The organism is Stenotrophomonas sp. MYb57, from assembly GCF_002966815.1.
GTDB lineage: Bacteria > Pseudomonadota > Gammaproteobacteria > Xanthomonadales > Xanthomonadaceae > Stenotrophomonas > Stenotrophomonas indicatrix.
This window is the reverse complement of the sequence record NZ_CP023271.1, coordinates 3,043,467-3,055,420: the sequence shown is the minus strand read 5'-3', so window position 1 is coordinate 3,055,420 and position 11,954 is coordinate 3,043,467. Positions and strand designations below refer to the sequence as shown.

The 11,954-nt window shown below is 66.6% G+C and carries 11 protein-coding genes; 8 read left to right on the top strand and 3 right to left on the bottom strand.

From position 1 onward, the window contains the following. Positions 1-16: 16 nt before the first annotated feature. The 8 genes from CLM74_RS14070 to CLM74_RS14035 all read left to right on the top strand — a co-directional run bounded on the left by CLM74_RS14070 (position 17) and on the right by CLM74_RS14035 (position 8,617). A complete protein-coding gene (locus tag CLM74_RS14070) occupies positions 17-559 on the top strand; it encodes a GNAT family N-acetyltransferase (RefSeq protein WP_105164360.1) in 543 nt (180 codons plus the stop codon). Positions 560-737: 178 nt separating this feature from the next. Then, positions 738-1,397: a glutathione S-transferase family protein gene (locus CLM74_RS14065; RefSeq protein ID WP_025876778.1), complete on the top strand. Its 660-nt coding sequence runs from the start codon at positions 738-740 to the stop codon at positions 1,395-1,397. An 89-nt stretch (positions 1,398-1,486) separates the two neighbouring features. After that, a complete protein-coding gene (locus CLM74_RS14060; RefSeq protein WP_105164359.1) occupies positions 1,487-3,766 on the top strand; it encodes a thiamine pyrophosphate-dependent enzyme in 2,280 nt (759 codons plus the stop codon). Between the two features lie 3 nt (positions 3,767-3,769). Beyond that, positions 3,770-5,713, top strand: coding sequence for an asparagine synthase (glutamine-hydrolyzing) (gene asnB / locus CLM74_RS14055; RefSeq protein ID WP_105164358.1), 1,944 nt, complete (start codon positions 3,770-3,772; stop codon positions 5,711-5,713). A gap of 66 nt (positions 5,714-5,779) precedes the next feature. After that, positions 5,780-6,340 carry an NAD(P)H-dependent oxidoreductase gene (locus CLM74_RS14050; protein ID WP_105164357.1) on the top strand — a complete coding sequence of 187 codons (561 nt, stop codon included), beginning with the start codon at positions 5,780-5,782 and terminating at the stop codon, positions 6,338-6,340. A gap of 213 nt (positions 6,341-6,553) precedes the next feature. Further along, on the top strand, positions 6,554-7,984 hold the full coding sequence (locus tag CLM74_RS14045) for a replicative DNA helicase (RefSeq protein WP_025876786.1): 1,431 nt from the start codon (positions 6,554-6,556) through the stop codon (positions 7,982-7,984). Positions 7,985-8,147: 163 nt separating this feature from the next. Continuing rightward, positions 8,148-8,360, top strand: coding sequence for a hypothetical protein (locus CLM74_RS14040; protein ID WP_025876788.1), 213 nt, complete (start codon positions 8,148-8,150; stop codon positions 8,358-8,360). Positions 8,361-8,377: 17 nt separating this feature from the next. Next, complete coding sequence (locus CLM74_RS14035; RefSeq protein ID WP_193601113.1) at positions 8,378-8,617, top strand: hypothetical protein; 240 nt, start codon at positions 8,378-8,380, stop codon at positions 8,615-8,617. Between the two features lie 28 nt (positions 8,618-8,645). Here the strand turns inward: CLM74_RS14035 and CLM74_RS14030 are convergent, their stop codons facing one another. The 3 genes from CLM74_RS14030 to sucB form a co-directional block, all read right to left on the bottom strand. Beyond that, complete coding sequence (locus CLM74_RS14030) at positions 8,646-9,056, bottom strand: hypothetical protein (RefSeq protein WP_105164356.1); 411 nt, start codon at positions 9,054-9,056, stop codon at positions 8,646-8,648. Positions 9,057-9,219: 163 nt separating this feature from the next. Then, the gene (gene lpdA / locus CLM74_RS14025; RefSeq protein ID WP_032951934.1) at positions 9,220-10,656 is read right to left on the bottom strand and encodes a dihydrolipoyl dehydrogenase; all 1,437 of its coding nucleotides are present in this window, start codon (positions 10,654-10,656) and stop codon (positions 9,220-9,222) included. A gap of 63 nt (positions 10,657-10,719) precedes the next feature. Beyond that, positions 10,720-11,925 carry a dihydrolipoyllysine-residue succinyltransferase gene (gene sucB, locus CLM74_RS14020; protein WP_059064622.1) on the bottom strand — a complete coding sequence of 402 codons (1,206 nt, stop codon included), beginning with the start codon at positions 11,923-11,925 and terminating at the stop codon, positions 10,720-10,722. Between the last annotated feature and the right edge of the window lie 29 nt (positions 11,926-11,954).

The window sequence follows — 11,954 nt, the reverse complement described above, 5'->3', positions numbered from 1 at the left end:
GCTCTACCATGACGCCATGAGCATCTTCGACCTGCGCATTGAAACCGAACGCCTGATCCTGCGTCCGCCGCAGCGGCAGGACTACGCCCCCTATCTGGCGTTCTGCGCTGATGAGGAAGTGATGCGCACGCTGGGCGGTGTGCAGGCACCCTCGGTGGCATGGCGCAGCTTCTGCAGCCTGGCCGGCGCATGGCAGCTGTTCGGCTTCTCGATGTTCAGCGTGATCGAGAAATCCAGCGGTGAATGGATCGGTCGCATGGGGCCGTGGCAGCCGCAGGACTGGCCCGGCACCGAGGTCGGCTGGAGCATCCGCCGGGCCAGCTGGGGCAAGGGCTACGCACCGGAGGCGGCGATCGCAGCCATCGACTGGGCGTTCGATACGTTGGACTGGGATGAGGTGATCCACACCATCGCCGAAGACAACGAAAATTCGAAGGTGGTTGCACGCAAGCTCGGCAGTACGCTGCTGCGCATGGGGCAGTTGCCACCGCCCTATGAAGGCAAGCCGCTGGAAATCTGGGGGCAATCGCGCGGGCAGTGGCAGCAGCGCGCACGCTGAGCGCTGTCCGGTAGTGTCGGCCGCTGGCCGGCAATCGCACGAATCCAGCTGCATCAAGGTTGCCGGCCAGCGGCCGGCACTACCGAATCGCCATGCTGCACCCGCGCTTGGCAATCGCCAAGCTGCTTGCCAGACTGCGGACAGCCGGCTGCAGGCCGGAACCTCCCTGGAGCAGGCAATGGTGGAAGAACGCATTGCGTTGACGGTGCATGGCATGTCGGTCTCGGGCAATTGCCACAAGGTGCGCCTGCTGCTCGAACAGCTCGGCAGCCGCTACCGCTGGGTGGAGGTGGACAGCGCCCACGGCCAGACCCATACAGCGGAATTTCTTGCCCTCAACCCCAATGCCAAGGTTCCGTTGATCGTGCGCGACGACGGCCGCGTGCTGACTGAATCCAATGCGATCCTGTTCTGGCTGGCCGAGGGGACGCCGTATCTTCCCGCCGACGGTTGGCAGCGTGCGCAGGCATTGAGCTGGATGTTCTTCGAGCAGTACACGCATGAACCCTGCGTGGCGGTGGCACGCTTCATCCGCGGTTGGACACCGGCCGACTCGCCACGCCGTGCTGAACTGCCGCGCCTGCATGAGCGCGCTGCCAGCGCGCTGGCGGTGATGGAGCAACATCTGCGCCAGGCGCAGTGGTTCACCGGCGATGACTACGGTATCGCCGATATCGCCTTGTTTGCCTATTCCGATGTCGCCGCCGACGGTGGCATCGCACTGGATCCATTCCCGCAGGTGCGGGCCTGGTTGCAGCGGGTGCGAGCGCAGCCTCGCTTCGTGCCCATGCCTGCGGTGACCGCCGAGGTGCGCGCGCGGTTCAACGCACCGGATTGATTCCCCTGCAGCGTCGGGCGTGCTCGACCAGCGGAAGGGTCGGGCAGCCTTGGCGTTACGGTCTGCAACAACGACACGGAGGGTGTTCGATGTTCGCTGTGGTTCCTGATCCCATTCCCGCGCGCATGCGCGGTCTCAATCGCGCCGAGGTCTGTGACGTCAATTTCCTCGAGGCCGTACGCGCCTGGCGCGGCATCCCGCGTCCGCGCCCGGCGCCGGATGCGCCGATCCTGCCGGGCAGCACCCTCACCGCCGCCGCCTTCGGCGAACTGTTCGAATCGCAGCTGCTCAGTCGCCAGCTGGACCTGATGGCGCGCGTGCTGCGCGTGCAGAACAAGGTCTTCTACACCATCGGCTCGTCCGGCCATGAAGGCAACGCGCTGCTTGCGCGCGCCTGCCGCCACACCGACCCCGCCTTCCTGCACTATCGTTCCGGCGCGTTCATGGCCGAGCGTGCGCGGCTGGTGCCCGGCCTGGATCCGGTGCGCGACGCCGCGCTGTCCTTCGCCGCCAGTGCCGATGATCCGGCCAGCGGCGGCCGTCACAAAGTGTGGGGCAGCAAGCCGCTGTGGGTGCTGCCGCAGACCTCGACCATCGCCTCGCACCTGCCCAAGGCGGTGGGTACCGCGCTGGCGATCGAGAGTGGCAGGCGCCTGAGCCAGCCGCTGCCGATTCCCGCCGACAGCATCGTGATGTGCTCCTTCGGCGACGCTTCGGCCAACCATGCCACCGCGCAGACTGCGTTCAATACCGCGATGTGGTCGGCCTACCAGAAGCTGCCGGTGCCGATCCTGTTCGTCTGCGAGGACAATGGCCTGGGTATTTCGGTGAAGACCCCTGAAGGATGGATCGCAGAGCGCTTCAGCCGGCAACCGGGCCTGGACTATTTCTTTGCCGATGGCCTGGACCTGGCGGCCGGACACGCGCAGGTGCAGGCGGCGGTCGAGCATTGCCGGCGCATGCGTCGGCCCACCTTCCTGCACCTGCGCACCACGCGGTTGATGGGCCACGCCGGTACCGACTTCGAAGTGGAATGGCGCGCATTGGCCGAGCTGTGCGCGGCCGAGGCGCAGGACCCGCTGCTGCGCTCGGCGCAGATCGCGCTGGAATCGGGCTGGATGGATGCGGCGGGCGTCGAGGCCGCCTATGAAACCCTGCGCGCGCGCTGCATGGCCGCCGCCATCGATGCCGATTCGCGGCCGAAGCTGCAGACATTGCAGGAAGTGATCACGCCGTTGGCACCCTATACGCCCGCAGCGGTGCAGGCCGAGGCCGAGCGCGTGGCGCCCATCGAGGCCCGGCAGGCACTGTACGGCGGCGCCGATGCGCTGCCCGAACGGCAACCGCCGCGGCATCTGGCGATACAGATCAACCATGCGCTGCAGGAGCTGCTGGGCAAGTACCCGCAGGCGCTGTTGTTTGGCGAGGACGTGGCGCAGAAAGGCGGCGTCTACACGGTGACGCGCGACCTGCTGCGCCGTTTCGGCCCGCGCCGGGTGTTCAACACGCTGCTGGACGAGACCATGATCCTGGGCATGGCCCAGGGGCTGGCCAACATGGGCATGCTGCCGATTCCGGAAATCCAGTACCTGGCCTACCTGCACAACGCCATCGACCAGGTACGTGGCGAGGCATGCTCGCTGCAGTTCTTCTCCAACGACCAGTTCCGCAACCCGATGCTGGTACGGGTGGCCGGGCTGGGCTACCAGAAGGGGTTCGGCGGCCATTTCCACAATGACAATTCGATCACGGCGCTGCGTGACATCCCGGGGCTGGTGGTGGGCTGTCCGTCGCGTGGCGATGATGCGGTGATGATGCTGCGCACATTGGCGGCATTGGCCCGCGTGGATGGCCGGGTAGCGGTGTTCCTTGAACCGATCGCCCTCTACATGACCAAGGATCTGCACGCGGCCGGCGACGGCCAGTGGTTGTTCGACTACCCCGCGCCCGGGCACGCGCTGGTGCTGGGCGAGGGCAGGGTGTACGCGCCGGATGCCAGCGATCTGGTGATCTTCACCTATGGCAATGGTGTGCCGATGGCGCTGCGCGCAGCGGTCGCCATCGAGCAGCAGCTGGGCTGGCAGGTGCGTGTGGTCGACCTGCGCTGGCTGGTGCCGTTGAATGCGGCCTTCATCGGCGCCCAGGCCGCCACCGCGCAACGGGTGCTGGTGCTGGATGAAGGGCGCCAGAGTGGCGGCGTCGGCGAGGGCGTGATCACCGCGCTGGTCGAGGCCGGCCATGGCCACCTGCCCGTGCGCCGGGTCTGCGGTGCCGATACCTATACGCCGCTGGCGGGGGCAGCAATGTTCGGGCTTCCAAGCGACAATGCGGTGATTGGCGCCGCCCTCGACCTGGCGCAGGAACCCTGATGCATGTGTGGATTGGCAGGTATGTTGTTGCCGGCGGCACAGACGCCGGCCGAGGTCCTGCAGGCGCAGGCGCTGGCCATGGGCCAGGCGCTGCACCATCGCGGGCCGGATGACGGCGGTACCTGGGTCGATGCCGCTGCTGGCATTGCCCTGGCCCACCGGCGCCTGAGCATCCTCGATCTTTCACCGCTGGGCCACCAGCCGATGGCCTCCGCCGACGGCCGCTATGTGATGGCTTACAACGGCGAGGTCTACAACTTCGCCACGCTGCGCGCCGAACTGGAGCCGCTGGGGCATGCGTTCCGTGGCCATTCCGATACCGAGGTGCTGTTGGCCGCGATCCTGCAGTGGGGCGTCGAGGACACCCTGCAGCGCGCCAACGGCATGTTCGCCATCGCCCTGTGGGACCGCCAGGAGCAGTGCCTGTGGCTGGCCCGCGACCGGGTCGGCAAGAAGCCGCTGTACTACGGATGGGCCGGTGATGCCCTGGTGTTCGGCTCGGAGCTGAAGGCGCTGTGGCAGCACCCGGATTTCGACAACGATATCGACCGCGATGCACTGACGCTGCTGCTGCGGCTGGATTACATCCCGGCACCGCACAGCATCCACCAACGCTGCTACAAGCTGATGCCCGGGCGCGTGCTGCGGCTGGATGCGGCGGCGGTGGCGGCTGGAGCCAGCGCCCATCGGCCCGAGCAGGCGCAGCGTCCGTACTGGGACGCGCGCGCGCGCATGCAGGCGGCACTGGCCGCACCGTTCCAGGGCCGCATCGAGGAGGCCGAGGAACAGCTGGATGGCCTGCTGCGCGATGCCGTGGCGCTGCGCATGGTCGCCGATGTGCCGGTAGGCGTGTTCCTGTCCGGCGGCACCGATTCGTCGCTGGTGGCGGCGCTGATGCAGGCGCAGAGCGGGCAGCCGGTGCACAGCTTCAGCATCGGCTTCAGCGGCTCGCACCACGACGAGGCACCGTTGGCCAGGGAACTGGCTACCCACCTTGGCTGTGATCACACCGAGCTGTATGTCAGTGGCGCCGATGCGCTGGCGGTGGTGCCGCAGCTGCCGGCGATGTTCGACGAACCCTTTGCCGATGCCTCGCAGGTGCCGACCGCGCTGGTCGCCCGCCTCGCCCGCCAGGGCGTGACCGTCGCACTGTCCGGCGATGGCGGCGATGAGCTGTTTTTCGGCTATACCCGCTATGTGCGTGCGCTGCGCAACTGGCAGATGCTGGGACGGGTGCCCGCGCCGCTGCGGCGCTGGATGGGCGCGCGTGCGCACCAGCAGGGCGAGGCGTCGCGCACCGGCGGGCTGGCCGCGTTGCTGGCCGAAACCGGCGCACGTGGCATCGGCGATGTGTATCGCAACCGCATCTCGCGCTGGCGCGATCCGGCGGCGGCGGTGATCGGTGCACGCGAGGCGGGCAGCTTCTACGATCTGGCCGATCCGCTGCATGGTGCCGGTACGCCGGCCGACGCGATGATGCTGGCCGACTTCGTCAGCTATCTGCCCGACGATCTGCTGTGCAAGGTCGACCGCACCTCGATGGCGGTCAGCCTGGAGGCACGTGCGCCCTTGCTGGACTGGCGCGTGGCCGAGTTCGCCTGGTCGCTGCCGCTGGGCTTCAAGCGCAGTGAGTCGACCAGCAAGGTGCTGCTCAAGCGCGTGCTGGGGCGGTACGTGCCGCAGTCGATGGTGCACCGGCCCAAGCGTGGATTCGGTGCCCCGGTCAGTGATTGGCTGAAGGGCGATCTGAAGCCCTGGGCGGACGAACTGTTGCAGCCGGCGCGACTGGAACGCGAAGGAGTGCTGTCGGCCGCCGCCGTGCAGCCACTGTGGCAGCAGTTCCTGGGCGGCCAGCGCAAGTGGCACACGCACCTGTGGAACGTGCTGATGTTCCAGGCCTGGCAGGACCACTGGCGGCAGGTGCGCGCAGGCGTGAAGCGCGCTTGATCTTCACCGGTGGGGAAGGGGGCGGGGGCTAGGCTGGCCCTCCCGCATCGTGAGGAGTATGTCCTGATGTCCGTCCCCACCATTGCTGTATTCGTCGGCAGCCTGCGCAAGGACTCATGCAACCGCAAGCTGGCCCGCGCGCTGGAGAAACTTGCGGGCGACAAGGCGCGCTTCCAGTATGTGCAGATCGGCGACCTGCCGCTGTACGACCAGGATTTCGACGCCAGCTACCCGGCGCAGGGCACGCGCCTGAAGGACCAGGTACGTGCCGCCGACGCCGTGCTGTTCGTGACCCCCGAGTACAACCGTTCCGTGCCGGGCGTGTTGAAGAATGCCATCGACATCGGCTCGCGCCCCTACGGCGACAGCGCTTTTGCGGGCAAGCCAGCGGCGGTGATCGGTGCTTCCATCGGCCAGATCGGCACGGCGGTGGCCCAGCAGCACCTGCGCAACAGCCTGGCCTTCCTGGACATGCACGTGCTTGGCCAGCCCGAGGCGTTCATCCACTTCAAGGATGGCCTGATCGATGCCGACGGCACGATCCACAACGAGGGCTCGCAGACGTTCCTGCAGGGCTATGTGGACCGGTTCCTGGCCCTGATCGCGGTACATGCCAAGGGCGATTGACGCCAGCAGCGGCGGTTCCCATCTGCGATAATGGTCCGCTTCGGGCGTCGCAACGACGCCCGTCGCAGGCAATGCGACGCCCTCGCGCCAGTCTGGACAGGCTCAGGCGGATATCCCCCGTTCTTCCACGGCTTATCCACAGGTTTGTCCATGGCCGCCGGGCTCGGCGCATGCCTACACTCGTCTGGCCCCTTTTGCAGGAAACACCGCAGCATGTCCGCCCGTTCCGGCTTCCGTTCCAACCGCAGAGAGCGCGGCGATGGCTTCGATCGCGATCGCGATGAATCGCGTATCGACCAGTTGCGCGTGCCGCCGCATTCGGTGGAAGCCGAACAGGCGGTGCTGGGTGGCCTGATGCTGGCCCCGGAGGCCTACGACCGGGTCAACGACCAGTTGACCGAGGGCGACTTCTACCGCCGCGACCACCAGATGATCTACCGGGCGATCCGCGAGCTGTCCGAGCGCGAGCGCCCCTTCGATGCGGTGACCCTGGGCGAGTGGTTCGAATCGCAGGGCAAGATGGAGCTGGTGGGCGATGGCGCCTATCTGATCGAACTGGCCAGCACCACGCCGTCGGCGGCCAACATCGTGGCCTATGCCGAGATCGTGCGCGACAAGGCGGTGCTGCGGCAGCTGATCCAGGTCGGCACCGACATCGTCAACGATGGTTTCCAGCCCGAGGGGCGCGACAGCAGCGAGCTGCTGTCCGCTGCGGAAAAGAGCGTATTTGCCATCGCCGAGCAGGGCGCGCGCGGCCGTACCGACTTCGTGGCCATGCCCGGTGCGTTGAAGGACGCATTCGAAGAGCTGCGCAACCGCTTCGAGAATGGCGGCAACATCACCGGCCTGCCGACCGGCTATACCGATTTCGATGCGATGACCGCCGGCCTGCAGCCGACCGACCTGATCATCCTTGCCGCGCGTCCTGCGATGGGCAAGACCACCTTCGCCCTGAACATCGCCGAGTACGCGGCGATCAAGTCGAAGAAGGGCGTGGCGGTGTTCTCGATGGAAATGTCCGCATCGCAGCTGGCGATGCGCCTGATCTCGTCCAATGGCCGCATCAACGCGCAGCGCCTGCGTACCGGCCAGCTGGAGGACGAGGACTGGAGCCGGGTGACCGGTGCGATCAAGATGTTGAAGGAAACCAAGATCTTCATCGACGATACGCCGGGCGTGTCGCCGGAGATCCTGCGTTCCAAGTGCCGCCGCCTCAAGCGCGAGCACGACCTGGGCCTGATCGTGATCGACTACCTGCAGCTGATGAGCGTGCCGGGCAACAGCGAGAACCGCGCGACCGAAATTTCCGAGATCTCGCGTTCGCTGAAGGGCCTGGCCAAGGAACTGCACGTGCCGGTCATTGCACTGTCCCAGCTCAACCGCTCGCTGGAAACACGTACCGACAAGCGCCCGGTGATGGCCGACCTTCGCGAATCGGGCGCAATCGAGCAGGATGCGGACATGATCGTCTTCATCTACCGCGACGATTACTACAACAAGGAAAATTCGCCGGACAAGGGCCTGGCCGAGATCATCATCGGCAAGCACCGCGGTGGCCCCACCGGCTCGTGCAAGCTGAAGTTCTTCGGCGAATACACCCGTTTCGACAACCTGGCCCACGACTCGGTCGGTTCGTTCGAATAGCGCCGACGGCGTTACGGTAGCGCCGGGCCATGCCCGGCGGATCTGCTCCCCAGCGGCAGGTTTCATCGCCCCCCAACCGGGTTTCGTCGCAAACCGTTTGCGGGCGACAGGGCGGGGCAGCAACGTGGTTGCAGGCGGCGGGGTGCCGCCGAGGGAGCCTCTGATGAAGACCTTGTTTGCGCTTGGTGTCTGGTGCCTGCTTTTCGTGCTGTGCTGGCCGTTGGCGATCCTGGCGCTGGTCGCCTGGCCGTTCGTGTGGCTGCTGAGCCTGCCGTTCCGCCTGCTCGGCATCACCTTCTCGGCACTGTTCGCCTTCCTGCGCGCGCTGTTCATGCTGCCGGCACGCCTGCTGGGCGGCGGCCCGGTGACCGCATGAGGCCGCTCGTTATTGCGATGGTGGCGCTGCTGGTGGCGGCGCCCGCGTCCGCCAAGGAGCCGCCGTCGGCCTACCTGGAGCGCGGGCATGATCCTGCTTTGGCCGCCACCGCCGCGACTGCAGAGGATGCGCCCAAGGAATCCTGCCGGGTGGTGAAGGAGTGGAAGGCAGGGGAAACGGTCGTCCAGCACCGCATCTGTGACGATCCGCCGAAGAGGGCTGCCGCCAAGCCGGCGCCGCGGCCGGTGCAGCGTTGATCCGCCATCTGCCGGTACGGCGGTGGTTTCAGGATGAGGGCGCCGCGGCGGCCGGCGGTGCCGGGAACACCTGTTCGCGCAGATCGCGGTAGACCATGATGATGCGGCCACGCGGGCGCACTACGAATTCAACCTGCAGCGGCGCGCCGGCGGTGGCTGCCGCCGGATGGGTCACCGTGCAGGGCTGCTTGATCCCACAGCGCCGCAGGGATACTTCCAGGCTGCCATCGCTGGCCGTGCGCACATCCGCGCCGGGTGAGTGGAAGAGCGTCTCGGCAGGCACGTGGTAGCGGATCAGCACGTCGCCATCGCGTTGCGGCATCACTTCGACCGGCTGCACCTCGGCTGCGCGGTAGTCGGTTCTGGCTGGGGTGGCAGTGCACCCGGCCAAGGCAAAGCCGAGCAGCATCGGCAGGCGGTAGAAGCGGGACAGGTGCATGATCGTACGACTCCATGGAAATCGGCGGCGGCCACAGCATTCCCTGGCCGGTTGCATTGGGCCGGGTTGCAGGCGGGCGGTCAAGCGGCCAACAAAAAACCCCGCCGAGGCGGGGTTTTTCGTATCCAGCAACGCCGGCCAGTGGCCGGCACTACCCGATGGCTCAGTTCGCCTTGTGGATCGCGCGCTTGCTCACGGCCATCGCCGCGTCGTGCACCACTTCCGACAGCGACGGGTGAGCGTGGCAGATCCGCGCCAGGTCGTCGGCCGAACCGCTGAACTCCATGGTCAGCACGCCTTCGTGCACCAGCTCGGACACGTTGGCGCCGACCAGGTGCATGCCCAGGATGCGATCGGTTTCGGCGTGGGCCAGAACCTTCACGAAGCCTGCCGGCTCGATCATCGCCACGGCACGGCCGTTGGCGGCGAACGGGAAGCTGCCGGCCTTGTACGGGATGCCCTCGGCCTTCAGCTGCTGCTCGGTCTTGCCGACCCAGGCCAGCTCCGGCTCGGTGTAGATGACCCACGGAATGGTGTCGAAGTTGACGTGGCCCGGCAGGCCGGCGATCAGTTCGGCAACCGCGATGCCTTCCTCGAAGCCCTTGTGCGCCAGCATCGGGCCGCGCACGCAGTCACCGACCGCCCAGACGCCATTGACGCCGGTGTGGCAGTGCGCGTCGACTTCGATCTGGCCACGCTCGTTGATCTTGACGCCGGTACCTTCGGCCAGCAGGCCCTTGGTGGCGGCGCGACGGCCGACAGCCACCAGCAGCTTGTCCACGACCAGCGACTTCTCGCCTTCGGCGTCGGTGTAGGTCAGGGCGACTTCCTTCTTCTTGCCCTTGCCGGTCACTTCGGCCTTGGAGACCTTGGCACCCAGGCGGATGTCCAGGCCCTGCTTCTTGAATTCCTTGGCGGCGGTCTTGGCCACTTCGGTATCGGCCGCAGCCAGGAAGTCCGGCAGCGCTTCCAGGATGGTCACTTCCGAACCCAGGCGCTTCCACACGCTGCCCAGTTCCAGGCCGATCACACCGGCGCCGATCACGGCCAGGCGCGCCGGCACTTCGGTGAAGTCCAGGCCGCCGACGTTGTCGACGATGGTTTCGCCGTCGAACTTGGCGAACGGCAGTTCGATCGAATCCGAACCGGCGGCGATGATGACGTTGGTGCCCTTCAGCTCGACGACCGAGCCGTCATGCTGGGTGACCTTGACCACGTTGCCCGGCTGCAGTTCGCCGAAGCCGTAATAGGCGGCGACCTTGTTGGCCTTGAACAGCATGGCGATGCCGCCGGTGAACTGCTTGACGATTTTGTCCTTGCGGCCAACCATCGCTTCGACGTCCATCTTGGCATCCTTGAAGCTGATGCCGTGGTCGCCAAAGATGTGGCCCATGTTCCAGAACTGGCGCGAGGAATCCAGCAGCGCCTTGGACGGGATGCAGCCCACGCGCAGGCAGGTGCCACCCAGGGCCGGCTTGCCGTCCTTGCCCAGCGCTGCGTCGATGCAGGCGGTCTTCAGGCCAAGCTGGGCCGCGCGGATGGCAGCGTGGTAACCGGCCGGGCCGGCACCGATGACGACGACGTCGAATTGTTCAGCCATTGAAATAGTCCTTGTTGCATTACCAGAACCCCTCCGCGCAGGCGCGGAGGGGCGGGAGGTCTCTTACAGGCCGAACAGCATGCGGCCCGGGTTTTCCAGCTGGTTCTTGATGTCCACCAGGAACTGCACCGAGTCCTTGCCGTCGATGATGCGGTGATCGTAGGACAGCGCCAGGTACATCATCGGCGCGATCACGACCTGGCCGTTCTGGGCGATCGGGCGCTCCTTGATGGCGTGCATGCCGAGGATGGCGCTCTGCGGCGGGTTGATGATCGGGGTCGACAGCAGCGAACCGAAGGTGCCGCCGTTGGTCACGGTGAAGGTGCCGCCCTGCAGTTCTTCCAGGCTCAGCTTGCCGTCACGGGCCTTCTTGGCGTAGTCAGCGATGGTCTTTTCGATGTCGGCGAACGACATGCGCTCGACGTTGCGCAGCACCGGCGTGACCAGGCCCTTCTCGGTCGACACGGCGATCGAGATGTCCGAGTAGCCGTGGTAGATGATGTCGTCGCCGTCGATGGAGGCATTGACCAGCGGGAAGCGCTGCAGCGCGTTGGCGGCGGCCTTCACGAAGAAGCTCATGAAGCCGAGCTTGATGCCGTGCGCCTTGACGAACTCGTCCTGCAGTTCCTTGCGCGCCGCCGACACCTTGGACAGGTCGACTTCGTTGAAGGTGGTCAGCATGGCGGTGGAGTTCTTCGACTCCATCAGGCGCTCGGCGATGCGCTTGCGGATGCGGGTCATCGGCACGCGTTCTTCCGGACGTGCGCCACCGGCCTTGCCGGCGCCGCCGTTGCGGGCGAAGTTGACGATGTCTTCCTTGGTGACGGCGCCACGACGGCCGGTGCCGTCGACGTCGGCCGGGTTCACGCCTTCGGTGATGGCGGTGAAGCGGGCGCCCGGCGGCAGCGCGTCGGCAGCCGACTTGGCAGCCGGGGCCGGGGCCGGGGCAGCGGCGGCGGCCGGAGCAGCAGCGGCCGGAGCGGCCTCAGCCTTCTTCTCTTCGGCAGCCGGGGCCGGTGCAGCAGCCACGGCGCCTTCTTCGATGATCGCCACGACCTGGCTGGAAGTGACGGTGTCGCCTTCCTTGAACTTGATTTCCTTGATCACGCCATCGACCGGCGACGGCACTTCCAGGACGACCTTGTCGGTTTCCAGGTCAAGCAGGTTTTCGTCGCGCTTGACGGCGTCGCCCACCTTCTTGTGCCAGGTGGCGATGGTGCCGTCGGCGACGGATTCGGGCAGTACCGGGGCTTTGACTTCGGTGGCCATGCGGGAGCTTCCTGGTTTGTCTTCTAAAT